We start from the raw sequence: 23,460 nt of genomic DNA, 5'->3' as shown, positions 1-23,460 counted from the left end.
CTCCTGTCACTGGCTCTCAATTATACTTAAGCGAGGGCGCAGCCCAGTTCCAGCGGTGACAGCCGGCTCGTTCAGAGGCAAGCCGTCGAACTCCCACATCATCTGGACCCGCGAGACGCGCGACGGGGCCGGACAGCGGCGGTTCGACCACGAGCACCTGGAGAAGTGGGCCGCCAACTGCGGGTTCGACTTCGAGACGACGACCCGCGTCGACCACGAGCGCGCGGACGAACCCCGGACCCAGTACCGGTGTGTGTTCCGCTGGGGGACGATGGCGGAGGAGACCATCGAGTTCGGCGGCGAGGAGTGGTCGCTGGGCGACCAGCAGACGCCCCGAACCTTCATAGAGATAGACGAGGACGGCCAGGCCAGAGTCAAGGGCTGGTCGTTCGAGACGATTCTCGACGTGGTGGAGATGCGACACAAGGGCCCGGAACTGCTCATCAGGACGGCCGACGGCGAGCGCAAGCGCCTGAACGGACGGACGTTCGTGGAACGGCCGCGCGAACGCCAGCGCGACGACACCTGACGCGGCCGAGACAGCGAGTTCTCGCCGGGATGTCCGCGAGACAGACAGATTATATAGCTGGCAGGCTGGCTAGAGGACATGGACGACAGTTCGATGAGCCGCCGGCGGCTCCTCCTCGGCGTCGGAACCGGGGCAGCCGCACTCGCCGGCTGTCTCGGCGGCAACGACGGACAGGGTGGCGACGGAACCGACGGCTCCGAACCCACGGTCACGTCCGGGCCGACGCCGACGATGACCGACGGCCGTCTCCCCGCACCGGTCCTTGGCGACCCCGAAGCGAGCGTCACGCTGGCGGTGTACGAGGACTACGCCTGCCCGCACTGTGCAGACTACAACGCCAGCGGGTTCGACGAACTGGCCTCGGAGTTCATCGACTCCGGCGACATCCGCTACGAGCACCGCGACGCGCCGATTCCCGTCGCCGACCCCGGCTCCTGGCAGGCGGCGTCCGCGGCCCGCGAGGTCCAGGCCCGCCACGGCAACGCCGCATTCTGGGCGTACGCGAAGAAACTCTTCGAAAATCACAGGGACCTCCGCGGGAACGTCCGGTCCCTGTTCGAACGGCTCGTGAACGACCTCGGCCTCGACGGGGCCGAGGCAGTCGCGACGGCGGGCGTCGACCGCGCCCACGACCCGACAGTCCGGGCGGACCGCCAGATGGCCGGCCAAGTCGGCATCCAGGGGACGCCCGCGTTCGTCATCAACGGGCAGATAGTCACCTCCGGGTTCGGTAGCAGTACCGTCGACACCGTCTCGTCGGCGCTGGACGACGCGCTCTCCGAAAGCGCCTAACGGGACCGTCTCGTCGGGGGAGTCATGAAGGACGAACCGGAGGTCGCCGTGCTCAGACTCGGCCACCGGCCGGGCCGGGACGAGCGGATGACGACCCACGTCGGCCTGACCGCGCGCGCACTCGGCGCCGACCGCGTGATTCTCGCCGGCGACGGCGCCAGCCGCAGCGACACCGTTGAGGACATTACGGACCGCTTCGGCGGGCCCTTCGACGTGGAGACCACGACCAGCCCGACGGCACTGCTGGACGACTGGGACGGGGCCATCGTCCACCTGACGATGTACGGCCTCCCGGTCCAGGACGTCGAGAGCGAGATTCATGAGACACACCGGACGGGAACGCCGTTGCTGGTCGTCGTCGGGGCCGAGAAGGTCCCGTGGGACGTCTACGACGCGGCGGACTGGAACGTCGGCGTGACGAACCAGCCACACTCCGAGGTGGCGTCGCTGGCCGTCTTCCTCGACAGACTGTTCGAGGGGCGGGAACTCGACCGGGAGTGGGCCGACGCCGAGAAGACGGTCGTGCCCCAGGCGACGGGCAAGCGCGTCGAGGACCGCACCGACGAGTGACGGCGCGGCGATTTCGCCGCGCGGACGCGTCCCGATGGTTTTAACCGCCTGACTCCCCCTGATTTGGGTAATGGCTTTTGAGGAACTCCTGGAGGACCCGGTCATACAGAAGTACCTCCACGAACTCGTCGGCCCGAAAGGAATGCCGGTGGCGGCGGCCCCACCGGACGGTGAAGTGACCGACGAGGAACTCGCCGAGGAGCTCGGACTCGAACTCAACGACGTCCGACGCGCCCTGTTCATCCTCTACGAGAACGACCTGGCGAGCTACCGGCGACTCCGCGACGAGGACTCGGGCTGGCTCACGTACCTCTGGACGTTCGAGTACGACAAGATACCCGAACAGCTCGAAGAGGAGATGCACCGCCTGCTCGCCGCGCTGGAGGACCGCCGCGAGTACGAACGCAACCACGAGTTCTACCTCTGCGAGAACTGCGGCATCCGCTTCGAGTTCGGCGAGGGCATGGAGTTCGGCTTCGAGTGCCCCCAGTGCGGGTCGGACCTGGAAGCGCTGGAGAACACCCGGCTCGTCGAGTCGATGGACCGGCGCATCGACGAACTGCGGGACGAACTCAACGTCGAGACGGCGAGCGTCGAGGTCTGATGGTCGTACTCGCAACCAAACTGTACGTCTCCGGCGACGCCCGCGAGCGCGCACTCGATTCCCTGGAGTCGATGCTCGCCAACGACCTCGCTGACCTCGACGTCGAGTACACCGTCGGTATCCGCGACGACGACTTCCCGTCCGTGACTGTCGACGGACCCGACGCAACCGTCGCGCGGAACCTCCTGCGCCAGGAGTGGGGCGAGATTACGCCCCACCTCGAAGACGGCGAGGTCTACTGGGGCACACTGGAGTCCTGGGACGGGGACGGGTTCGTCCTCGACGCCGGGCGCGAGGTCCGGATTCCGACGGCCGAACTGGGACTCGGTCAGGGCAGCGCCGACCAGATTCGCACGCGCTTCGCGCTCGTGCAGCACATGCCGCTGCGGTTCGTCGCGGGGGAGACGCCCCGCCTGGCGGACGAGGAGCGCGACAGGCTGTACGAGTGGACCCGCGGGACCGGCCGGCTGAACGTCAACAGCGCCACCCGCTCGGAAGTCCGTGCCACGGTCAACCGCGCCGGGCACGCGCAGGACATCGTCACGGTCGAACGGCTCGGACTGCTCGAACAGAGCGTCGTCTGCAAGGAGGGGACAGACCCGCCGGGGCTGCTCGCCAGCGTCGGCGAGTACCTCCCCGCGGAACTCCTCTGCGTCGTTCCATGAACCGTCGTCACTACCTCGCTGCCGGCGCGCTGCTCGCCGTCGTCCTCCTGGCGGGGTGTGGGCTCGGTCCCTCCGAAATCCCGGAGGAGGACCTCAGCGAGAACGCGACCTACGACTGGGACGTCAACGCGACGGCGACGTTCGACATCTCCCGCTCCTCGTACGCGGCCGTGGTCAACGTCACGAACAGCAGCGAACTGGCGGTCTGGCGGCGTGACCCGATAGAGGGAGACAACCCGGTGAACCTGCGCGCGCTGCAGTTCCGCTACAGGAACGGGACCGTCGTCAACGCGACCCACGCGAACCTGACCGCCACCCGCAACCAGGACCGGACCGTCATCGGCCTCCCCGCAAGGGACGGACTCGTCGGCTACACCGCCGCCCGGGCGGACAAGCAGTTCGGCACGCCCGTCTTCGTCGAGGGGTCCTACGAGATAGTGCTGCCGCCGGACGCCCGCGTCGGCATCCCGCTGCTCTCGCAGGCCGGGCCGGGTGGCTGGTCCTCCAGCGTCGAGGGCGACCGTATGACCGTGCGGTGGGACAACGTCTCCAGCGGGTCGGTCAGCGTGCGGTACTACCTCCAGCGGGACATCATCCTCTTCGGGTCGCTGGCGGCCATCATGGTCGTCGCGGGCGTGGCGGGCACGCTGTACTACCGCCGGAAGATTCGCGAACTGGAGGGCAAGCGCGAGGACCTCGGCCTGGACGTCGAGACTGAGGACGACGACTTCGGGGACGACGGGCCGCCGCCGGGCATGCGCTGACCCGAGGCGGGGATGCTTTTACGCGCTCGGCCCAATGAGGTGGTATGCGCGTCGCGCTGGTGACCGTCGGCGACGAGATACTGTCCGGAGACACTGTCAACTCCAACGCCGCCTGGTTGGGCCGAGAGCTCACCGACCGCGGCGTCGACGTCGAGCGCGTGACCGTCGTCCCCGACCGCGTGAGCGACATCGCCCGCGTGGTCAACGAGTACCACGCCGAGTACGACGCCGTCATCGTGACCGGCGGTCTCGGTCCGACCCACGACGACGTGACGATGGACGCCGTGGCGGCCGCCTTCGGGACCGATCTCTCCGAGCACGACGCCGCCGTCCAGTGGCTCGAAGAGGAGGCCGGCTACGCCCGGTCGGACCTGACGGAGGGAACGACCCACCTCCCGACCGGGAGCGAACTGCTCCCGAACCCCAACGGCGTCGCGCCGGGGTGTGCCATCGGTAACGTCTACGTTCTGCCGGGGGTACCAGACGAGATGAAGGGAATGTTCGAGGTCATCGCCGACGACTTCGCCGGCGTCGAGCGGTTCGTCGAGTCCGTCGTCGCCGCCGAACCCGAGAGCGCGCTCATCGACAGACTCGTCGAGGTACAGGACCGCTTCGACGTCCAGGTTGGGAGCTACCCGGGTGAGAACGTCCGGCTGAAGATTCAGGGGACAGACGCCGAGGCCGTCGAGGCGGCCCGGCAGTGGCTCGCAGCGAACGTTTCTCCGCCGGACGAGGACGCCTGACCTACCGGAAGAGACTGCGCAGCCAGAAGACCGTCAGGAGCAGGCCGCCGACCCCGACGACCCAGCCCGTGGCGTCGATTACTCCCGCCTGCACCGTGACCTCGCCCGCCTGCGACAGTGGAACGTTCATATCTCACCCTCGATGAGCGGAAAAGTAAGTCGTTCCGGTTTCCTTTTGCCCGTCACCGTCCTAGACCGCCACGATGCGTCGCATCGGCGTCGTGGTGAACCCCATTGCCGGCATGGGTGGGCGTGTCGGGCTGAAGGGAACCGACGGCAAAGTGGCCGAGGCGCGTGAACGCGGTGCGGAGCCGCGCGCACCGGACCGCGCACGGGAGGCACTGGACGAACTGGCACACCTCGACGCGGACGTCGAACTGGTCACCCCCGGCGGCGTCATGGGCGCGACGGAGGCCCGCGCTGCCGGGTTCGAGCCGACGGTGGTGGGGCCGACCCCCGACGACGCGGAGACGACTGCCGACGACACGCGCGCGGCGGTACGAGCCTTCGTCGACAGCGGCGTGGACCTCGTTCTGTTCGCCGGCGGCGACGGCACCGCCGTCGACGTGGCCGAGACGCTCGCCGAACTCGACGACCGGACGCCGATTCTCGGTATCCCCGCGGGCGTGAAAATATACTCCGCGGTCTTCGGCGTGACGCCGCGCGCGGCGGGCCACATCGCCGGGACGTTCCAGCGGACGGCGGAGGCCGAGGTCAACGACATCGACGAGGACGACTACCGTGAGGGGCAGGTGCGGACGGAACTCCGGGCAATCGCCACCGTCCCCGTCGCGGAGGAGCGCCAGTCGAGCAAGCAACTCGGCGGCGGCAGCGTCGAGGCCCTCGCCGAGGGCTTTCTCGACGACGTCGAACCCGGCGTCACCTACGTCCTCGGCCCCGGCTCCACCGTGGGCAGGATAAAGCGGGGGCTCGGGTTCGTCGGAACGCCGCTCGGCGTGGACGTCTATCGCGACGGCGACCTCCTCGCCCGGGACGCAGCCGAGTCGGATATCCTCGATGCGGTCGGCGAGCGCAACGTCGTGGTCGTCTCGCCCATCGGCGGGCAGGGCTTCGTCTTCGGCCGCGGCAATCAGCAACTCTCCCCCGCGGTAATTCGACAGTGCGACGTCGAAATCGTCGCCTCGCGGCGGAAACTGGACGACGTCGGCGTCCTGCGGGCAGACACTGGCGACCCCGACCTGGACGAGGAGTTGCGCGGCTGGCACCGGGTCCGAGTCGGCCGCGTCGAGCGCCGCCTCGTCGAACTGGTCTGAACGGTAGCCGGCAGAATCGGGTGTCCGTATAACATCACCCCTAGTATCCCCCACATACCGACTCATCTTCTAGGGACTTATGATAACATTAAGGTAGACCGGGTAATATGGGGTAGATATGGAAACGAGAAAGGTCCAGCGGCTGGGCCCGTCGACGCTCGCCATGACGCTGCCTGCCGAGTGGGCGCAGGCACACGACGTGAAGAAGGGAGACGAGGTCTCGCTCCGGGTCGGGAGCAAGGGAACCCTGACCGTCATGCCGGAGTCGGTCACCTCCGAGGAGTCCGAAGCCATCATCCGTGCCTCCGGTCTGGACGCCGACTCCGTGGAGCGGGCGATAGTGGCGCAGTACGTCCTCGGCCGGCGCATCATCCACGTGGAGGCCGGCGAGGGGGAGACCCTCGACAGCACGCACATCAACGCGGTCTACAACGCGGAGACCCAGTTGATGGGACTGGGCGTCATCGAGGAGACGCCGGAGAGCATCGCCATCCGGTGCTCGGTCGACCCCGAGGACTTCACGCTCGACAACCTGCTGGAACGGCTGGAATCGACCGGTTCCACGATGCGCAACGAGGCCATCAAGTCGCTGGCCCACAACAACCCGGACCTCGCCCAGCGGGCGCTCAACCGCGAGCGGCAGGCGAACAAGATATTCGTCCTCCTGCTCCGCCTCATCTTCACGGCATACCAGAACCCCAACCTCGCCCGCTCGGTGGGGCTGGAGGACGGCTTCCCGCTCATCGGCTACCGCTCCATCGCGAAGAACCTCGAACTCACCGCGGACAACGCCGAGGACATCGCCGAAATCGCGCTGGAGGCCGAGAACAACGCCATCAACGTCGAATCGGATACCATGCGGCGCATCCGCGAGTACACCGACGAGGTCAACGACATCACGGAACTCGCCGTCGAGGCCGCCGTCAACCGCGACTACGACATCGCCATCGACATCCGCGAGCGCTTCGCCGAGATGAGCGACCGCGAGAAGGACATCCTCGACGACCTGCCGGAGATGGACAATCAGCAACTCCTGCAGGTCCGTGAGGTCCTCGTCAGCCTCCGCGAGACGGCCCAGTACGCGGTCCGCAACGCGGAAATCGCGACGAACCTCGCGCTCGACGAGGAGTCGGACCACATCACCATCACGTAGCCGGGCCCGACGCGGACCGGGACGCTCCGCCGCCGCTCGCGGTCCGACGTTTCTTCCCGCGGACCGACCGTTCGGAGCCGCCAGAATGTGGAGTCGCATGAAATAAGTACAGAACGGCGGAAGGGGATGACATGGCAGACACAGCGCGGGCGACGGACAGGAGCCTCGGACTCGGCCTGACTTTCGGCATCATCGCGGTGCTGGCGACGGTTCTGATGGGCGTGACGGCGTATCTCTCCTTCCTCGGCGACGGCAACGGGATGCAACTGCTCTCCGGGCTGGCCTTTGCAGCGGCGATGGTCGCGGCCGGCATCGCGGTCGCGGCTCTCCACATGTTCGCGGAGTGAACCCGACAGACAAACCGTTAAGAGTCTCAAGACCCTATGCGGAGCCAATGACAGACCTCAGCGAAGAGGACCGCCGCATCCTGGAGTACCTTCGCAACAGCGTCTCGCGCGGCGAAGCCTATTTCCGCTCGAAGAACATCGCCGAGCAGCTGGGACTGTCCGCGAAACAGGTCGGGGCTCGCCTCCCGAAACTGGCCGAGAAGTCAGAGGACGTCGACATCGAGAAGTGGGGTCGCGCACGCTCGACAACCTGGCGCGTCACGACGAGCTAACGCGAGCTTTTTTATCGTCGCTACAAACAATAGCCCCATGACTGTCCGGGTGGAGCGAGTCGTCGACGTGCCGGCACCGCGCGAGGAGGTCTGGAAGTTCATCTCCGACCCCGAGAAGCGCGCCCGCCCCATCAGCGTGGTCTCGGACTTCGAACTCCTCGACGACGACACGGCGGTGTGGCACCTGCAACTTCCCATTCCCGTCATCGACCGGACCATCCGCGTCGAGACGGAGGACAAAGTGTTCACGCCGCCGGAGTACGTCGAGTTCGTCGGGAAGTCGAAGGTGATGCACGTCGTCGGCGAGCACGAACTGGAGGAACTGGACAACGGGACGCGGCTGACCAACCGCTTCACAGTCGACGGCAAGCTTCCCGGCGTCGAACGCTTCTTCAAGCGCAACATGGAGGCGGAGTTCGACAACCTCGAAGCCGCAATCTACGACGACCTCGGCATCCCGCACTGATGCGTCTCGCACTCGCGCAACTGGACGTCGAACCCGCGGCCGTGACAGCGAACGTCGATCGCGCGCTCGCCGCCATCGACCGCGCCGCCAGCCGGGGGGCCGACCTCGTCGTCCTTCCGGAGATGTTCACGGTCGGCTACTTCGCCTTCGAGAGCTACGCCCGAGAGGCCGAACCACTGGCCGGGGAGACGCTCACGGCGGTCTCCGAGGCCGCCGCCGATGCCGGCGTCGCGGTGCTCGCCGGCAGTCTCGTCGAGGACCTCGAAGCCTCGGACGCGGCGGGATTCGAGACGCCTGCCGCGGAGGGGTACGCCAACACCGCAGTCTTCTTCGACCGGGACGGCGAGCGCCGGGCCGTCTACCGCAAGCACCACCTGTTCGGGTACGACTCGGCCGAACAGGACCTGCTGACGCCCGGAGACCGACTCCAGACCGTCTCCTTCGACGGGTTCACCGTCGGCGTGACCACCTGCTACGACCTGCGCTTTCCCGAACTGTACCGGGACCTGGTCGACGCGGGCGTGACGCTGACGCTCGTCCCCAGCGCCTGGCCGTACCCCCGCGTCGAGCACTGGAAACTCCTCCCGCGGACCCGCGCCGTCGAGAACCTGATGTACGTCGCGGCGGCCAACGGCGTCGGCGAGTTCGAGGAGGCGTCGCTGCTGGGTCGGTCGACCGTCTACGACCCGTGGGGGACGACACTGGCGAGCGCGGACGACGACCCGGCGCTGGTCACCGCCGAGGTGTCTCCGGAGACCGTCGCGGAGCGACGCGCGGAGTTCCCGGCGCTCGCCGACCGCCGGTGAGCGCAGGCGGGAACATTTATCCGTCGTGGGTTCCCAGAATCACCTGCCGGCGAGACGCTTTTCACGTCGCAGCCGGCAAATCACCGGCGCTACTCGGCCTCGCGGGCTCCCGGCCGCACCCACCGGACGGCGTCTCGTGGCCCCGGCGGTCGTCCGGACGGCCGCCGCGGCCACCTCCTCGTCCACCTCTCGCCTCGTCACTCCTCTCGCGTCCTGATGTCCGCCGACAGCCCCTGTGCCATCTCGATGTCTTCCGAGTTGTTGAGCGTCCACGCCGTGCGCTCGGTCACCGTCTCGATGGCCTCGCGAGCGTGCGGTGCGCCGCTGCCCGACTTCTTGACGCCGCCGAATGGCAACTGCACCTCCGCGCCGATGCAGGGCAGGTTCGCGTAGGCAAGGCCGACCTCGGCACGGTCGCGGTAGTAGTTTATCTCGCGGTAGTCCTCGCTGACGACAGCACCCGCCAGGCCGTAGGCCACGTCGTTGTGTATCTCGACGGCCCGCTCGATGCCGCCCGAGTACTCCACGAGGGCGACGTGAGGTCCGAACACTTCCTCGCGCAGGCAACGCAGGTCGGGGTCGTAGTCGATTTCGTAGACGAAGGGGCCGACCCAGTGACCGTCCTCGTGACCCGCCGGGATTTCCGAGTCGTCCAGTTCCTCACGGTCGACCAGCACGTTCGCGCCCTCCGTGCGCGCGAGGTCGTTGTAGCGGCCGAACTTCTCTATCTGCTCCTCGTCGACGAGCGGCCCCATGAACGTCTCCTCGTCCAGCGGGTCCCCGACCGCGACGCGCTCGGCGAGGTCGACGAACTCCCGCTTGAACTCGTCGTAGACGTCCTCGTGGACGATGAGTCGTTCCGAGGAGACGCAGCGCTGCCCGGTCGTCTTGAACGAGGACATCACCGCCGAGTGCAGGGCGATGTCCAGGTCCGCCTCGCCGGTGACGACGATAGCATTCTTGCCGCCCATCTCGCAGGACGTGTTCTTCTGTGGCTGGCTGGCGACAGTCTTTGCGACCTGGTGCCCGACTTCGGCGGACCCGGTGAACATCACGGTGTCGACGTCGTCGCTCTCGACGATGGCTGCGCCGGCGTCGCCGAAGCCCTGGACGAGGTTGAACACGCCGTCTGGGATGCCGGCGTCGTCGAACATCTCCGCGACGATTTGCCCGCACCAGGGCGTCTGCTCGGCGGGCTTCCAGACGACGGTGTTGCCCTCGACCAGCGAGACGGCCATGTGCCAGAACGGGATGGCGACCGGGAAGTTCCAGGGCGTGATACAGCCGACGACGCCGCGTGGCTTCCGGCGCATGTAGGAGTCCTTCGCGGCGATTTCGGAGGGTACCACGTCGCCGTGGGGGTGGCGCGCGTTGCCGGCCGCCCACTCGACCATGTGCCAGGCCTCCGTGACGTCGGCTTTCCCCTCGCTTATCTCCTTGCCGCACTCCCTCGTGACGACCGCTCCGAGTTCCTGATGTCTGTCGCGGAGTTCGTGGAAGATGTCCCAGAGGTACTCGGCGCGGTCGACGTACGACAGCGCGCGCCACTCCTCGAAGGCGTCGGCCGCTGCCGCTGTCGCGGCTGCCACGTCGGCCTCCGTTCCGCGGACGAACTCCGCCAGCGTCTCGCCCGTCGCGGGGTTGTCGCTCTCGAACGTCTCCTCGCCGTGCCCGTCGCGCCACTCGCCGTCGATGTACTGGCCGTACCGTTCGCCGGACTCGCGGGTCGTGGAACTGTCCATAGGGCGACATACGACAGGGGGGAACAAGTGTGTGTCGCGGTACCGGCCGGCAAACTCACTTCGCTCGCTCGTTGGCTGCCAGGATGCCCCCGACGAGCAGTCCGTGGACGAAGCCGACGGGCGCGCCCACGGCCACGCCAGCGGTGAGCGCGACGTCCTGGCCCCACGCGACCAGCGCACCGAGGCTGGCACCGACGACGAGTCCCAGGACCGCGCCGCCACCGGCCACCCGCGTCGGCCAGTCGTCCTCGCCCCAGTTGGCCTGCCCGAGGCGGCCGGTCAGCGCTCCGACGACGAGGCCGCCGCCGGCCCCGTAGCCGCCGGCGATAGCGAGCGACGCGTCCACCAGCACCGAGACGACCGCTGCGAGGGCGGCACCGAGGACGATACCCACTGCGACGCCCGTCGCCGGGAGCGACTCGTCAGGTCCGTCAGCGTCAGCCATTTGCTCGGGCGTCACCCCGACCGGTCAAAACAGTTCTGGAGCGCCGGCGTCACTGCCGCGGTCACCGGTCGCGGCTGTCCAGGTCCTCGCGCGCGGCGTCGACGTGTTCCTGCCGGATGACGACGTCGCCGGCCCGTTCGGCTGCCTCCTCGGGGTCGAGTCCGTCCGCGACGTCGCGAATCGCCCGCAGCGAGGCCTCCCGGACCAGCGCCTCCAGGTCGGCCCCGGAGAACCCCTGCGTCTCCGCGGCCAGTTCGTCGAGGTCCACGTCACCGGCCAGCGGCTTGCCCTCAGTGTGGACCCGCAGGATGTCCCGCCGGGCCTTTTCGTCGGGGTTTGGGACCTCGATGTGGCGTTCGAGTCTGCCGGGACGGAGCAGTGCCGGGTCCAGCGCCTCCTTCCGGTTCGTCGCCGCGAGGACGACCAGCGAGGGGTGGTCGGCGGCGGCGTCGAGTTCCGTCAGGAGTTGCGAGACGACCCGTTCGGTCACCTCGTTGCCGTCGCCGCGGCGACCCGCGATGGCGTCTATCTCGTCCAGGAAGACGATGGCCGGCGCGGTCTGGCGGGCGCGCTCGAAGAGGTCGCGGACGGCCCGCTCGCTCTCCCCGACGTAGCGGTCCAGTATCTCCGGGCCGGCGACGCTCACGAAGTTGACGCCGCTCTCGCCGGCGATGGCCCGCGCCAGCAGCGTCTTGCCGGTGCCCGGGGGGCCGTAGAGCAGGACGCCCGAGGGCGGTTCGGTCTTCGCCGCCTCGAACAGCGGGCCGTAGGACAGCGGCCACTCGACGGCTTCCCGCAGGCGCTCTTTCGTGTCGTCGAGCCCACCCACATTTGCGAAGGTCTGCGTCGGGGACTCGGAGACGTACTCGCGCATTCCCGAGGGTTCGATGGCGGCCATCGCCGTCTCGAAGTCCTCGCGGGTCACGGAGAGTTCGTCGGGGTCCCGCCGGAGCGCGGACATCCCCGCTTCGCGGGCCAGCGAGGCCACGTCGGCACCGACGAACCCGTGCGTCCGGGCGGCGATGCGGTCCAGGTCGACGTCCGGGGCCAGCGGCATGTTCCGCGTGTGGACGTCCAGAATCTCGCGCCGGCCGGTCTCGTCGGGCACGCCTATTTCGATTTCGCGGTCGAACCGACCACCCCGGCGCAGCGCGGGGTCGACGGCGTCGACGCGGTTGGTCGCGCCGATGACGACCACCTGCTCGCGCTCCTCCAGGCCGTCCATGAGCGTGAGCAGTTGCGCGACGACGCGGTTCTCCATGTCGGCGTCCTCGTCGCGCGACCCCGCGATGGAGTCGATTTCGTCGATGAAGAGGATGGCCGGGGCGTTCGCGGCGGCGTCGTCGAAGGCCTCGCGCAGGCGCTCCTCGCTCTCGCCCTTGTACTTCGAGACGATTTCGGGGCCGGAGATAGTGTCGAAGTAGGCGTCGACTTCGCTGGCGACGGCGCGGGCGATTAGCGTCTTCCCGGTGCCGGGCGGGCCATACAGGAGGACGCCCTTCGGCGGGTCGATGCCCAGGCGACCGAACAGTTCCGGTTCCGACAGCGGGAGCTCTATCATCTCCCGGACCTGGTCGAGTTCGTCGTCCAGGCCGCCGATGTCCTCGTAGGTCGCGCCGGTGTCGTCCTCCGTCGACTTGCCGCTTCCCTCGTCGTCAGGGGCGGCGCTGTCGACGTCGGCCACGCCGGCTTCGAGCCGCACGTCGGTGGCCGACGTGATGCGGACCGACCCCGCTGGGTGGGTGTCGGTGACGACGTAGGCACCGTAGCCCTGGACGCGCAGGCGCTTGCCCTGGCGGACGAGCTGGTCGCGAAGGCCCTGGCGGATTCCCTCGATAGAGGCGGTCTCGTCGGCGTGCTCGTCGGCCGGGTGCAGCGTGACGCTGATGGCGTCGGCTACCGACCCCTTCCGGATTGTCACTTCGTCGCCGATGTTGACGCCGGCGCTGGCCCGCGTGTCGGCGTCGATGCGGACGACGTCGCCGTCGTCGTTACCCGGCCAGACCTTCGCCACGGTGAGTTTGTCGCCCTCGACGATGATTGGGTCGCCGCTGAGCACGCCCAGCGCGCTCTGGATGTGGCCCGGCAGGCGGGCGATGCCGCGGCCCGCGTCGCTCTTGCGCGCGCCCTCGACGCGAACCCGCGTCTCTCCGTCGGTCATGCGCCCGTGTAGGTGAGCGACCGGTATAAACGGACAGACTACCCGCCGGAGAAAACCCTATACCGATAGGTAGCACAGACACAGACATGGTGTCCGAGACCACGCGGGACGACATGACGTGGTACGAGTGCGAGTACTGTGGGCTCCTGTTCGACTCGCGCGAGGACGCACGGGCCCACGAGGAGAACTGCGACGCGGAAGGCCCCTCCTACATCCAGTAAGCGCTACTCGTCGCCGTCGTCGTCCAGTTCTCCCTCTCCCTCCGGGACGAGTTCGAACGAGCGTTCCCCCATCTCGTCCTCCTCGAAGACGAAGACGCGACCGTCGACTGCGTCGGCGTCCATCTCCACGTCGATGCGCATCTGCCGCTCCCGGACCGTCACGCCGGGGAACACCGTCGTCTCCTCGCCCTGGTCGAGCATGACGCGGCCGACGCCGCTGTCCTCAAGAATCTCGTCTTCCGTGTCCCGCTCGTTGACGTAGACCATCACGCCCTGCGTCTCGCTTTTGTCGCTGACGAGGACGTGGACGTTCTTGCCAGGCGCAGTCTTGACCGTGCCCTCGGCCTTCGTCGGGACGCCGCGGTAGAAGACCCTCCGGCCGTCCTTGTACTCGACCTCGATACCGTCGGGCGTCAGTTCGATGGGGAGCGTGTCCGGCGGAACGTCCGAGCGCGCGTGCATGGAGGTCGATTGTAGCCGGCGGGCTAAAACGGATTCCCTTCGCTCGGGTCAGTCGTCGCTTCCGCGGAAGATGCCCGCAAACAGCAGCGCGAACAACAGCGCCGACGTAATCAGCCCGCCCGCCAGCGCGGCCGTGAAGGGCACGTCCGGGAGTTGCTGCAGGGTCGCGACAGTGACCGCGATGCCGGCGATTGCGGCGACGCCGCTGCCGACGAACAGTTGCTGCCGACGGAGCGCCTCGGACTGGACCGTCGGGTCGGGCATCTCGTCCTCCGCGACAGCTTCCGCCTCGACATCCTCCGTCATCTCGTCGGCGACTGGGTCCGAGTTGGCCTCGGATTGCTCGCTCGGTTCCGTATCGGGGCCGGAGTCGGCGTCGCTGTTGGCATCGCTATCTGCGTCCGGTCCCTCGGTGTCGCTCATCGAGTCCTGATAGCCGGCGCGTCCGAAAGTGGATTCCGGTCGGGTCGTCGCCGACAACCACCACAGGTAAATAGCGGGCTGTGGGACAGTCAGACACGATGCAAGGGCAGGCAGCGGCACCGGCGGCCGGCACGGTGCTCAACGCGCTCGCGAACGGCACCGGGTCGGCCTTCGCCATCGACGAGTACACCACGGCGACCGTCGAGTTGCGCGAAAGCGGGCCGGTCGAGGGGACCGTCGCGGAGGACCCCGACGCCGACACCCGTCTCATCGAGGCCTGCGTCGAGCGGGTCGTCGAGGACTTTGGCGACGGTCAGGGTGGAACCGTCCGCACCGAGAGCGACGTGGCGATGGCTTCGGGGCTGAAATCCTCCAGCGCCGCCGCCAACGCGACGGTCCTGGCGACGCTGTCCGCACTCGGCGAGGCGGACGCGCTGTCCCGCGAGGATGCCTGCCGCCTCGGCGTCGACGTCGCGCGGGACGTCGGCGTCACCGTCACCGGCGCGTTCGACGACGCGAGCGCGAGCATGCTCGGCGGCGTCACGGTCACCGACAACACGACCGACGACCTGCTCGCCCGCGACGAACTGTCGTGGGATGTGCTCGTCTACACGCCGCCCGAGCGGGCCTACAGCGCGGACGCGGACGTCGGGCGGTGTCGTTCGGTGGCACCGATGGCGGACCTCGTGGCGGAACTCGCCCTCGACAGCGAGTACGCGCGGGCGATGACCGTCAACGGCCTGGCCTTCTGTGCCGCGCTCGGCTTCTCGCCGGACCCGATGGTCGAGGCGATGGACCGCGCCGCCGGCGTCTCGCTGTCGGGCACCGGACCGAGTTTCACGGCCGTCGGCGACCGCGATGCACTGGCCGCGGTCCGCGACGTCTGGAGCCAGCGGGAGGGCCGAACGTGGCTGACAACGACGCAGACGGAGGGAACACGAATCACATGACCGACGAGAGCTACGACGGGGGCGAAATCAACCCCGAGGACATGACACTGGACGAACTGCGCACGGAAATCCGCGACATCGACCGCGAAATCGTCGAACTCATCGCGCGACGTACCTACGTCGCCGACACCATCGCACAGGTGAAAGCGCGGCAGGGACTGCCGACGACCGACGAGAAACAGGAACAGGCCGTGATGGACCGCGCGGGCGAGAACGCGACGCGGTTCGACGTCGACGCCAACCTGGTGAAAGCCATCTTCCGGTTGCTCATCGAGTTGAACAAGGTGGAGCAGCGGGAAAACCGGTAGGCACCTAACAGAGCTGGCGACGGATTCTGGTGGGGGACACAAACGTCTTAGTGACGGCTCTCGAACAAACTCGCATGGTGAGTGCGGGCGAGCCGACCGTTGAGGGCGTCAACCTCGATGAGATGAGCGACTACCTCGCCCGGACGGAGGTTGTCTTCGCGGTGCTGTTCGGCTCGCACGCCCGGGGTACAGCCGGTGATTCATCGGATGTGGACGTCGCCCTTCGATTCCCCGAGGAGATGGATGCCCACGAACGGTTCCGCCTTCGCAACCGCATCGATGCCAATCTACAAGAGTACGCCGAGGGCTTCGTCGATGTGAGTGAAGTCGGCTCGCTCCCGACGCCAGTCGCCCACGCTGCACTCCGAGACGGAATCGTTCTCGCTGGCGACGAGCAGGCCGTCGAGTCGTACCGAGAACAAGTAACACGGGAGTACGAGGCCAACGCAGACGAACGGGAGCGGGAGCGCCGAGAGTTCATCGACCGACTGGCTCGCGGGGATACGTAGATGGTCGATGAGGATGTCATCGTTGATAAACTCCGATACATCAACCGGTACACTGACGACCTGAAGCAGATACGCGGGATGTCGAAGGAGGAGTACGTGGAGGACATGGTGACGCAACGAGCCGTCGAACGCACGTTGATGAACCCCCGAATCAGGAACAGAGCACGACCGGCCAAACTGATTTATTTCTACCTCTTGTACCGAGCCATATGGGGAGTTACGCGACACCGCCGGACTGGTCGGACCCGACCGACGAGGACGATGACGAGGAGTCGGCAGTCAAACTCGGTGAGCTACTGTCCGGACGACTGGCTGATGTCGACATAGACTCCGTCGAGGCAGTTCGCGAAACGCGAGAACGTCGATGAAGGTGTTCGTCGATACGAACGTTTTCATCGCCAGCATTACCGACGAACCGGGCCGCGGTGACGTTGCGACGGAACTGCTGAACGAGAGTCACGAGTTCTGCACGTCGATTCTCAACCTCATGGAGATTCGTTCGGTGTTGACGAAGAAGAAGCGCGTGGAACAAGAGCGAGTCGAGGAGGTACTGACGGATATCTACGGACGCGTCGATATCTACGCGCCGGAGATAAGCGACCAGATTTCGGCGTACAGCCTCCAGCAGGACACGTTACTGTACACGCTCGATTGCGTCCTCCTCGCCCTCGCCGAAGATATCGACGCCACGTTGGTCACATTCGATGGTGAGCTACTGGAAAACGGTGCCATCTCGCCAACAGTGCTGATGGAATAGGGAGGTACTCGAGAGGGCATGGAAATAGCGGCAACCTGTCCTGTCTCTGTTACACCAGTTGACTACCTGAACAAGATCTAACAGCGAGAGAACCGGTAGCTCGTTCCGGAACCAGAGAGTGCCGGCCCACCCGTCAGAGCGACAGTTCTGCCTCGCCAGTGGAGACGGCCGCCGCGAGTGCGTCGGTGGTCTCCAGGTCGCCGAGTGGTGTCGGCGGGGCCGGGTCGTCGTCGTGTGGTCGTAGCTGCCGATGCCACCACTCCACGTCGCGCCAGTCACCGAGCTTGTACCCGGCGTTCGGGTAGACGCCGACAGACTCGAAGCCCATCGAGCGGTGGAGGCTCACGCTCGGGTCGTTCGGCAGCGTCGTCCCCGCGTAGACGTCGTAGAACCCCTGGAGGTCGAGGACGGCGAACAGCGATTCGTAGAGGCCGCGCGCGATACCGTGCCGGTGGAACCCGTCGTCCACGTACACGGACGCCTCGACGGCCCACTGGTAGGCGTCCCGTTTTCGGTGTCGGCTCGCGTACGCGTAGCCCACCACGCGACCCTCGTGTTCGCAGACCAGCCAGGGATACGTTTCGAGGGTCGTCGCCACGCGCTCGCGAAACTCCCGCTCCGTCGGGGTCGAGGATTCGAAGGTTATCGTGGTCTCGGCAACGTACGGGGCGTATATCTCCCTGCACGCGGTCGCATCCGCGGGCGACGCCAGCCGGATTTCAGCCATGGCGGGCCGTAGCCCCCGTGAGAAAAATACCCGTCGGATAGCGCTCGCGAGGCCCCGGAATGTCAGTCAGTAGTGCCAGATGCGGTCGATACGGTCGGCGACGTTCGCGTGTGTGTCTCGCAACTGCTCGGTGTCGGTCTCACCGTCGACGTTGACGACGTGGACCTCACCGCGCCGGCCGCCGTAGACGTCCTGGAAGTCGTAGACGACGCCGACGACGTCGACCGTGTCGGGAATCTCGTTGCTCCCGACGAGGAGGTCGACCTGCCTGTCGACGTTGTACTCGACCAGGTGGTTGATTGCTTCGGCCCGATCCAGGTCGTCGGGGAGCCGTTCCACGCCGGATTCGAGATGGGGAGAAAGCAGCCCGATGCAGTGCTCGATGCCCGGCGGTTCGGAGACGGCACCGGTTATGGCGTCGTAGGTCGCCGTCACCGCGCCACAGCCCGTGTGACCGACGACCACGACGGTGTCCGTGCCGGTGTGTTCGACCGGATAGAGGACGTCGCCGGCGACGACTTGTCCGGGGTCGGTCCGCTGGCCGACGCGGTTGCCGATGTTGCTACAGGTGAAGATGTGGCCGGGTTCGTCGTTGCCCCACATGTGGTCCTGGAGGACGCGGGAGTCCGAGCAGCAGACGGTCACGACCGCCGGGTGCTGGCTGTCCTGAAGGTCGTCGAACAGGCCATCGAATTCCGCCGCGTGGTCGGCGTTGCGCGCCAACAGGTCGACGAGTGTCTGATTCACTGGATGGACGTGCGTGCACACCGCTTTTAGCGTCCCCGATTCTGACCGCCGTATGAGCGCCACCCCCGCCGGGTATTAACAACCCATATGCCGCCGCTCCGGAAAGTCGGAGCCAATGGCTGACGGGCTCTTCGGTCTGGTCTCCGGTGCGGTGTTGCTGGGAGCGGTCCACGGCATCGAACCGGGACACGGCTGGCCGGTCGCGGCGTCGTACGCCCTCGACCGGGCCAACAAGTGGCTGTACGGGTTCGCCGCCAGCTTCATCCTCGGGCTTGGCCACCTGGTCAGCAGCATCGCGATGGTCGCGGTGTTCTTCTACGCCAAGAGTTACTTCCAGTTGACGCAGGTCAACGAGCCCATCGCCATCGGCGGGGGCATCACCATCGGCGGGCCCGTCAGTCTCGTCGCGGGCGTGCTCCTCGTCGCGCTCGGAATCCGCGAGTACCGCCACGGTCACTCGCACAGCCACGCCGGGGACGGCGGTCACAGCCACGGTGACGGGGGCCACGACCACGACCACGGTCACTCACACGACCACGATAACGGCCACGACCACGACGACAGCCACCCACAGGGCCACGACCACCCGCACGAACATGGCGACGACCACGCTCACGGGAGGGACGAGGTGGCCCACAGCCACGACCACGAAGACGGCGGCGACGGCCACTCCCACGGCCTCGCGGCCGAGACGGACCGCGGTCTGCTCGGTATCGCCTGGTTCGCCTTCCTGCTCGGGTTCGCCCACGAGGAGGAGTTCGAGATAATCGCACTCTGTGCGGGGTCGAACTACTGTCTCGAACTCATGCTGGCGTACGCGCTGACGGTCATCGTCGGCATCGTCGGCCTGACGCTCCTGCTGATTGCCGGCTACCAGGAGTTCGAGGAGGAAGTCGAACGGTACACGCCCTATCTTCCGGTGTTCTCCGCCGCCGTCCTCGTGGTGATGGGGCTCGGGTTCATTACCGGGCTGCTGTAGCTACCGGTTGGCCTCGCTGTCAGACTGGACCGTGGCCCGCACACTCCGCAGTTCCTCGCTCAGTGCTCTCCGCTTGAGCAGCGCGAATCCGGCGAAGATGGTCACGAAGCCCGCGACGGCGAGGGCGTCGAGCGTCTCCTGCAGGACGAGCCAGCCCGACACCGCGGCGAACACCGGCGCGGCGTAGGAGACGAGGTTTATCTCGATGGCTCCGAGGCGGTCGAGCAGACGGAAGTAGACCACGTACCCGATGGCGCTCGCGAAGATTGCGAGGTACGCCAGCGCGACGAGCGCCCCGGTAGTGAGGTCGACGTCCGCGAACGACTCGGCGGGCATCCCGAGGCTGATGAGGTGGAGCAGGACGGCCCCGAGCGCCGTCGCCCAGGCGACCATCCCCTCCGGCGAGATGTCCCCGTCGAACCGCTGGACGAGGACGCTCCCCAGCGCGACGCTGGCGGCCGCCAGCAGGACGAACCCCGGCGAGACGAGGTCGTCGACGGCCAGGGACCCCTCAGCCGGGAAGACCACGAGCCCGACCCCGAGGAAGCCGAGGAGGAGGCCGACGACTCCCACCGCCGTCAGGCGCTCGTCGGGGAGGAACAGCCGCGAGAACCCGGTGGTGAGGATGGGACTCATGCCGACGAGTATCGCGGCGACGCCGCTGGAGACGCCGCGTTCGCCCACGAACAGGAAGGCGTTGTACAGCGCGATGATGAGGACGGTCTCGACCAGGACGGTCAGGTAGTCCGCCCGCGTCCGGGGGACCCAGTAGTCGACGGCCCAGAACGCGTACGCGAGCATCACGACGCCGGCGATGTCGTATCGCAGCGCCGCGAACAGGACCGGCGGCATGTAGTCGAGGCCGACCTTGATAGCCATGAAGGAGGTTCCCCAGAACGCAGAGAGGAGGACGAACAGCCCGGCGTCACGGTGACTACTCATTCCGGCGTGTCGTCGGGCGCGGAGACGTATTGGCGCTACGATTCGGGGCCGAACGCCTCGGAGAGTCCGTCCAGCGCCTCGTGGTGTTCGGTCGTGTGCGGCGCGGTCAGCGGTGAGACGCTCACGTGGCCGTCGACGACAGCGCGCCGGTCGGTGCCCTCCGGGTCCGGGACGTCCCCGCTGGCCATCATGCCCCATATCTCGTCGCGGAGTTCGACCGTCTCGTCCTCGCGGACGGCGTTCATGCGGTGGATACGCGACGGGCGCGTCACGACCATGTCCCCGCTCGCCCGTTCTGGAACCGTCGCGTTGACGTTGAGGTAGTCGGCCTGCTCGAAGACGCCGGCGTCGACGGCGTGGTCCGCCAGGTAGGTCGCGGCACGGCTCGCCTCGCTGTAGGCCTCCCGCGGCACGTCGACGCTCGCGTAGGTGGTGTCCTCGCCGACGGGGATGTACAGTGAGACCGCAAGCGCTGGGGTCTCGAAGAACGTCGCCTCCACGGCGGCGCTGACCGTCCCGGAGCGGCCCAGGTTGTACGCGCCGAGGTTCGCCCCGCGGTTGCAGCCAGCGACGACGAGGTCGGTCTCCGGGGCGAGCGCCTCCAGCCCCGCGATGACGCAGTCGGCCGGCGTCCCGTCGATTTCGTAGCCGAGGTCGTGCTCGCGGACGCTCACGGACCGCGACAGCGCCCGCCCGACGGCGCTCTGGTCGTCGGCGGGGGCGACAGCGGTGACGTTCCCCACAGCCGAGAGTGCGTCGTAGAGAACGCCGAAGCCGGTGGCCTCGATGCCGTCGTCGTTCGTCAACAGTATCTCCGGCTCGCTCATGGTCACTGTCCGGACGGCCAGCGCAAAAGCGTGCCGCTCGCTGGCAGGGTCGCGGTCAGACCGGGACCCGGTCGACGACCGTCTCACCGTCGACGACCACGTTGTAGGCGGCCTCGTCGTCGTTCCAGAGGACCAGCGCGTTCTCGAACAGGAGCGGGTCGCCGTAGGCCGCTTCGAGCAGGTCCCGGTTCAGCGCGGACTCCCGCGTGACGACGGCGAAGTGGTCGGTCTGCTGGCTGCCGTCGCCGAGCAGGAACAGCGGGTTGCCGCCCTCGGAGAGGTCGTTGCTCAACTTGACGGCCGCTAGGTTGACGCGTTCCGTGACGTGGCCGTCGGCGTCGACCATCTTCGCGGTGCGGTCCGGGCTCGGCCGGAAGTCGAACCGCGTCGCGCCGTCCGTCCGCCAGACGCCGTAAGCGTACTGGACGTCGACGTTGACGAACTCCCCGTCGCCCGGCGACCGGTCCGGGTCCGCCTCGGCGGTCTCGCGGGTCCCTTCGTCGAGCCGGCGCTGGAAGGCGGGCACGGCGAGGTCGGGCGCGACGTCGAACGACCAGCAGCCGCTCGATGGGGTCTCACCGGGCCAGAGCCTGACCGTGGGGGCGTAGACGGTCAGTCCCGCGCGTCGCTCGACGGTCCGCTCGATGCTGCGGAGGCCGGTCGCAGTCTCGCGGTCCGCGGGGGCGAGTGCCACGATAGAGCCCTCCTCCGCCAGAGCGTCGGCGTAGCGGTCGACAACCGTGGCCGGGTCGGCCAGTTCCGAGAGAACGTTCGCGAAGAGGACGACGTCGTACTCCCCCTCCGGTTCGAACGACTCCGCCGTCGTTCGGTGGACTGTCGGGTGGAAGTTGCGACCGGTCGCGTCGAGTAGCCGGTCGAGGACCTCTGCCGCCGCGCTCGGTTCGACGGCGTGGTACTCGACGAGCGAGTCCGCCGGCAAGAGGTCGTGGATGCCGAGCGCGGGGCCGCCGACGCCCGCGCCCACGTCCAGCACGCGCGGACTGGCCGGGAGTCGCCCGTCGTCGGCCACTTCGGCGAGGACGTACTGGACGGCGGCGTAGTACGCCGGCAGGTGATAGACGGCGTACCCGAGTGCCGTCTCGCGGTTGTACTCCACGTCCGCCCCCGTCAGGTACCGCTGTTTGAACGAGCGAATCCGCGAACGCAACCGGTCGCCGCTCTCGCCGTCCGGCCATCCGGGACCGTACTCCTCGACGAGCATATCCTCCAGCACTCTGGCGTACGCTTCGGGGAACGAGTCGATGCCGTGGAAGGCGAGCGAGACGGGGCCATCCGGTGCGGGGACGAAGGTTCCGTCCTCCGTCTCGACCATTCCGAGTGCGGTCGCTTCCTCGCGGAGTACCTGCCTGACGGCGGCGGGATGGGGCTGACCCTCGACGTATTCGTGTATCTCCTCGGGGTCGATAGGACGAACGTTCTGCAGGTACCGCGCGTTGTCGAGGATACCCTGGCGCTGTGACTCCTGCATCTTCACTCACCGGCGTCCGCGTAGAGTCGCTCGAAGGCCTCCATGTCGGCGTCCGCGATGCGACGCGCGGCCGCGGCGACGTCGTCGGCACCGTCGAAGGCCGCCTGGATGTCGCCGTAGACGCGCGCCTCGCCGTCGGTGACCTGCTCGGACAGGCTCTGGAGGTCGGCCGAAATCGGCGTGTGGAAGCGGTCGTCGACCTCCTCGGCAGCGAGTACGTACGCGAGGACCGCGGTGTGGGTCCGCGCCTGGACGGTCTCCATCGCCTCGTCGTGTTCCGCCGCGGTCGTCTCGAAGAGTTCGTTGCCCCGGTCGTGGAGCGCGTCGCGGACGGCGTCTGTGACCGGTCCCGACTCGTCGACGACGACCGGGAGATTTCCGGGTTCGTTCTCCGGGGCGAACAGCGGGTGCAGACTCAGCCGCTCGCACCCGGGGGCGTGTTCGCGCATCGCCTCGACAGGGTCCGTCATCGTCCCCGTCACGTCGAACATCGCCCGCTCGGCCCGGTCCGCGTACTCGGCTATCGTCGCCGTCGCTGCCGGAATGGGGACCGCGACGCAGACTCCGTCGAACGTCTCGTCGGTGTCTGTGGCGACGGCCCGGCCCGCGACGGCGTCCGCCGCGTCGAGAGCTGCGTCGGCGTCGGTGTCGACGAACGCCAGTTCGACCGACTCCGGGCCGTCATCGACCAGCGACTGGCCCATCCAGCGACCCATCGCACCGGCACCGACGACGAGGATGTCCATCGGCGAGTGCTTGACTGTCGCCCGGCAAAAGCAGTTCGGT

General features: G+C 67.6%; 32 protein-coding genes. 20 read left to right on the top strand and 12 right to left on the bottom strand.

Annotated features, from left to right (window positions below; all coding sequences use genetic code 11):
* The first annotated feature begins 55 nt into the window (after window positions 1-55).
* From WDJ57_RS02260 to WDJ57_RS02230, 7 genes are all read left to right on the top strand, one after another.
* Window positions 56-529 carry a hypothetical protein gene (locus tag WDJ57_RS02260; protein WP_338903514.1) on the top strand — a complete coding sequence of 158 codons (474 nt, stop codon included), beginning with the start codon at window positions 56-58 and terminating at the stop codon, window positions 527-529.
* A 78-nt stretch (window positions 530-607) separates the two neighbouring features.
* Window positions 608-1,321 carry a DsbA family protein gene (locus WDJ57_RS02255; RefSeq protein WP_338903511.1) on the top strand — a complete coding sequence of 238 codons (714 nt, stop codon included), beginning with the start codon at window positions 608-610 and terminating at the stop codon, window positions 1,319-1,321.
* Between the two features lie 24 nt (window positions 1,322-1,345).
* Window positions 1,346-1,891, top strand: coding sequence for a tRNA (cytidine(56)-2'-O)-methyltransferase (locus tag WDJ57_RS02250; RefSeq protein ID WP_338903509.1), 546 nt, complete (start codon window positions 1,346-1,348; stop codon window positions 1,889-1,891).
* Between the two features lie 70 nt (window positions 1,892-1,961).
* Window positions 1,962-2,495 carry a transcription factor E gene (tfe, locus tag WDJ57_RS02245; protein WP_338903507.1) on the top strand — a complete coding sequence of 178 codons (534 nt, stop codon included), beginning with the start codon at window positions 1,962-1,964 and terminating at the stop codon, window positions 2,493-2,495.
* Window positions 2,495-3,160, top strand: a complete 666-nt coding sequence (locus WDJ57_RS02240; RefSeq protein ID WP_338903505.1) for a DUF2110 family protein — start codon at window positions 2,495-2,497, stop codon at window positions 3,158-3,160. The genes tfe and WDJ57_RS02240 overlap by 1 nt, the downstream gene beginning before the upstream one ends.
* Window positions 3,157-3,924 carry a DUF5803 family protein gene (locus WDJ57_RS02235; protein ID WP_338903503.1) on the top strand — a complete coding sequence of 256 codons (768 nt, stop codon included), beginning with the start codon at window positions 3,157-3,159 and terminating at the stop codon, window positions 3,922-3,924. Before WDJ57_RS02240 ends, WDJ57_RS02235 begins: the two co-directional genes overlap by 4 nt.
* A 44-nt stretch (window positions 3,925-3,968) precedes the next feature.
* A complete protein-coding gene (locus WDJ57_RS02230) occupies window positions 3,969-4,667 on the top strand; it encodes a competence/damage-inducible protein A (protein WP_338903501.1) in 699 nt (232 codons plus the stop codon).
* Window position 4,668: 1 nt separating this feature from the next.
* Here WDJ57_RS02230 and WDJ57_RS02225 read toward each other — a convergent pair whose 3' ends face one another.
* Window positions 4,669-4,797: a hypothetical protein gene (locus WDJ57_RS02225; RefSeq protein ID WP_338903499.1), complete on the bottom strand. Its 129-nt coding sequence runs from the start codon at window positions 4,795-4,797 to the stop codon at window positions 4,669-4,671.
* 73 nt (window positions 4,798-4,870) lie between these two features.
* Between WDJ57_RS02225 and WDJ57_RS02220 the strand changes: the two genes are divergently transcribed.
* The 6 genes from WDJ57_RS02220 to WDJ57_RS02195 all read left to right on the top strand — a co-directional run bounded on the left by WDJ57_RS02220 (window position 4,871) and on the right by WDJ57_RS02195 (window position 8,985).
* Window positions 4,871-5,941, top strand: coding sequence for an ATP-NAD kinase family protein (locus WDJ57_RS02220; RefSeq protein ID WP_338903497.1), 1,071 nt, complete (start codon window positions 4,871-4,873; stop codon window positions 5,939-5,941).
* Window positions 5,942-6,059: 118 nt separating this feature from the next.
* The gene (locus WDJ57_RS02215) at window positions 6,060-7,094 is read left to right on the top strand and encodes a phosphate uptake regulator PhoU (RefSeq protein WP_338903495.1); all 1,035 of its coding nucleotides are present in this window, start codon (window positions 6,060-6,062) and stop codon (window positions 7,092-7,094) included.
* A gap of 131 nt (window positions 7,095-7,225) precedes the next feature.
* Window positions 7,226-7,441: a DUF7525 family protein gene (locus WDJ57_RS02210; protein ID WP_338903493.1), complete on the top strand. Its 216-nt coding sequence runs from the start codon at window positions 7,226-7,228 to the stop codon at window positions 7,439-7,441.
* Between the two features lie 47 nt (window positions 7,442-7,488).
* The gene (locus tag WDJ57_RS02205; RefSeq protein ID WP_338903491.1) at window positions 7,489-7,713 is read left to right on the top strand and encodes a DUF7123 family protein; all 225 of its coding nucleotides are present in this window, start codon (window positions 7,489-7,491) and stop codon (window positions 7,711-7,713) included.
* Between the two features lie 37 nt (window positions 7,714-7,750).
* Window positions 7,751-8,179, top strand: a complete 429-nt coding sequence (locus WDJ57_RS02200; RefSeq protein ID WP_338903489.1) for an SRPBCC family protein — start codon at window positions 7,751-7,753, stop codon at window positions 8,177-8,179.
* Window positions 8,179-8,985: a carbon-nitrogen family hydrolase gene (locus WDJ57_RS02195; protein WP_338903488.1), complete on the top strand. Its 807-nt coding sequence runs from the start codon at window positions 8,179-8,181 to the stop codon at window positions 8,983-8,985. The genes WDJ57_RS02200 and WDJ57_RS02195 overlap by 1 nt, the downstream gene beginning before the upstream one ends.
* Before the next feature lie 197 nt (window positions 8,986-9,182).
* Here the strand turns inward: WDJ57_RS02195 and WDJ57_RS02190 are convergent, their stop codons facing one another.
* The 3 genes from WDJ57_RS02190 to WDJ57_RS02180 all read right to left on the bottom strand — a co-directional run bounded on the left by WDJ57_RS02190 (window position 9,183) and on the right by WDJ57_RS02180 (window position 13,333).
* Window positions 9,183-10,727 carry an aldehyde dehydrogenase family protein gene (locus tag WDJ57_RS02190; RefSeq protein WP_338903487.1) on the bottom strand — a complete coding sequence of 515 codons (1,545 nt, stop codon included), beginning with the start codon at window positions 10,725-10,727 and terminating at the stop codon, window positions 9,183-9,185.
* A gap of 55 nt (window positions 10,728-10,782) precedes the next feature.
* Window positions 10,783-11,172, bottom strand: a complete 390-nt coding sequence (locus WDJ57_RS02185) for a hypothetical protein (RefSeq protein WP_338903485.1) — start codon at window positions 11,170-11,172, stop codon at window positions 10,783-10,785.
* A gap of 61 nt (window positions 11,173-11,233) precedes the next feature.
* Window positions 11,234-13,333, bottom strand: a complete 2,100-nt coding sequence (locus WDJ57_RS02180; RefSeq protein WP_338903483.1) for a CDC48 family AAA ATPase — start codon at window positions 13,331-13,333, stop codon at window positions 11,234-11,236.
* 86 nt (window positions 13,334-13,419) lie between these two features.
* On the opposite strand from WDJ57_RS02180, the gene WDJ57_RS02175 reads away from it, so the two are divergent.
* On the top strand, window positions 13,420-13,554 hold the full coding sequence (locus WDJ57_RS02175; RefSeq protein WP_338903480.1) for a DUF7128 family protein: 135 nt from the start codon (window positions 13,420-13,422) through the stop codon (window positions 13,552-13,554).
* 3 nt (window positions 13,555-13,557) lie between these two features.
* Here WDJ57_RS02175 and WDJ57_RS02170 read toward each other — a convergent pair whose 3' ends face one another.
* Both WDJ57_RS02170 and WDJ57_RS02165 read right to left on the bottom strand, forming a co-directional pair.
* On the bottom strand, window positions 13,558-14,016 hold the full coding sequence (locus WDJ57_RS02170) for a DUF5796 family protein (RefSeq protein WP_338903478.1): 459 nt from the start codon (window positions 14,014-14,016) through the stop codon (window positions 13,558-13,560).
* Between the two features lie 48 nt (window positions 14,017-14,064).
* The gene (locus WDJ57_RS02165; RefSeq protein ID WP_338903476.1) at window positions 14,065-14,439 is read right to left on the bottom strand and encodes a hypothetical protein; all 375 of its coding nucleotides are present in this window, start codon (window positions 14,437-14,439) and stop codon (window positions 14,065-14,067) included.
* Between the two features lie 98 nt (window positions 14,440-14,537).
* Between WDJ57_RS02165 and WDJ57_RS02160 the strand changes: the two genes are divergently transcribed.
* From WDJ57_RS02160 to WDJ57_RS02140, 5 genes are all read left to right on the top strand, one after another.
* A complete protein-coding gene (locus tag WDJ57_RS02160; RefSeq protein ID WP_338903474.1) occupies window positions 14,538-15,389 on the top strand; it encodes a shikimate kinase in 852 nt (283 codons plus the stop codon).
* Window positions 15,386-15,697: a chorismate mutase gene (locus WDJ57_RS02155; RefSeq protein WP_380630164.1), complete on the top strand. Its 312-nt coding sequence runs from the start codon at window positions 15,386-15,388 to the stop codon at window positions 15,695-15,697. Before WDJ57_RS02160 ends, WDJ57_RS02155 begins: the two co-directional genes overlap by 4 nt.
* Window positions 15,698-15,771: 74 nt before the next feature.
* Entirely contained in the window at window positions 15,772-16,206 is a 435-nt protein-coding gene (mntA, locus tag WDJ57_RS02150; RefSeq protein ID WP_338903471.1) for a type VII toxin-antitoxin system MntA family adenylyltransferase antitoxin, read from the top strand.
* A gap of 209 nt (window positions 16,207-16,415) precedes the next feature.
* Window positions 16,416-16,574 (top strand): hypothetical protein, encoded by a 159-nt coding sequence (locus tag WDJ57_RS02145; RefSeq protein WP_338903469.1) that lies wholly within the window; start codon window positions 16,416-16,418, stop codon window positions 16,572-16,574.
* Complete coding sequence (locus WDJ57_RS02140; protein ID WP_338903467.1) at window positions 16,571-16,963, top strand: type II toxin-antitoxin system VapC family toxin; 393 nt, start codon at window positions 16,571-16,573, stop codon at window positions 16,961-16,963. Before WDJ57_RS02145 ends, WDJ57_RS02140 begins: the two co-directional genes overlap by 4 nt.
* A 133-nt stretch (window positions 16,964-17,096) precedes the next feature.
* Here the strand turns inward: WDJ57_RS02140 and WDJ57_RS02135 are convergent, their stop codons facing one another.
* On the bottom strand, window positions 17,097-17,690 hold the full coding sequence (locus WDJ57_RS02135; protein WP_338903466.1) for an arsinothricin resistance N-acetyltransferase ArsN1 family B: 594 nt from the start codon (window positions 17,688-17,690) through the stop codon (window positions 17,097-17,099).
* Window positions 17,691-17,756: 66 nt separating this feature from the next.
* On the bottom strand, window positions 17,757-18,437 hold the full coding sequence (locus tag WDJ57_RS02130) for a carbonic anhydrase (RefSeq protein WP_338903465.1): 681 nt from the start codon (window positions 18,435-18,437) through the stop codon (window positions 17,757-17,759).
* Between the two features lie 115 nt (window positions 18,438-18,552).
* On the opposite strand from WDJ57_RS02130, the gene WDJ57_RS02125 reads away from it, so the two are divergent.
* Window positions 18,553-19,416 carry a hypothetical protein gene (locus tag WDJ57_RS02125; RefSeq protein WP_338903463.1) on the top strand — a complete coding sequence of 288 codons (864 nt, stop codon included), beginning with the start codon at window positions 18,553-18,555 and terminating at the stop codon, window positions 19,414-19,416.
* On the opposite strand, the gene WDJ57_RS02120 is transcribed toward WDJ57_RS02125, so the two are convergent.
* The 4 genes from WDJ57_RS02120 to WDJ57_RS02105 are packed head-to-tail and all read right to left on the bottom strand — an operon-like array spanning window position 19,417 to window position 23,420.
* Window positions 19,417-20,358 carry a DMT family transporter gene (locus WDJ57_RS02120; RefSeq protein ID WP_338903460.1) on the bottom strand — a complete coding sequence of 314 codons (942 nt, stop codon included), beginning with the start codon at window positions 20,356-20,358 and terminating at the stop codon, window positions 19,417-19,419.
* Window positions 20,359-20,393: 35 nt separating this feature from the next.
* A complete protein-coding gene (gene surE / locus WDJ57_RS02115) occupies window positions 20,394-21,185 on the bottom strand; it encodes a 5'/3'-nucleotidase SurE (RefSeq protein ID WP_338903458.1) in 792 nt (263 codons plus the stop codon).
* Window positions 21,186-21,240: 55 nt separating this feature from the next.
* The gene (locus WDJ57_RS02110; protein ID WP_338903455.1) at window positions 21,241-22,674 is read right to left on the bottom strand and encodes a small ribosomal subunit Rsm22 family protein; all 1,434 of its coding nucleotides are present in this window, start codon (window positions 22,672-22,674) and stop codon (window positions 21,241-21,243) included.
* Window positions 22,675-22,676: 2 nt separating this feature from the next.
* The gene (locus tag WDJ57_RS02105; RefSeq protein ID WP_338903452.1) at window positions 22,677-23,420 is read right to left on the bottom strand and encodes a prephenate dehydrogenase/arogenate dehydrogenase family protein; all 744 of its coding nucleotides are present in this window, start codon (window positions 23,418-23,420) and stop codon (window positions 22,677-22,679) included.
* Window positions 23,421-23,460: the final 40 nt, after the last annotated feature.

The organism is Salinibaculum sp. SYNS191 (assembly GCF_037338445.1).
Taxonomy (GTDB): domain Archaea; phylum Halobacteriota; class Halobacteria; order Halobacteriales; family Haloarculaceae; genus Salinibaculum; species Salinibaculum marinum.
The sequence above is the reverse complement of the archived record's forward strand: the minus strand, read 5'-3'. Positions and strand labels throughout refer to the sequence as shown.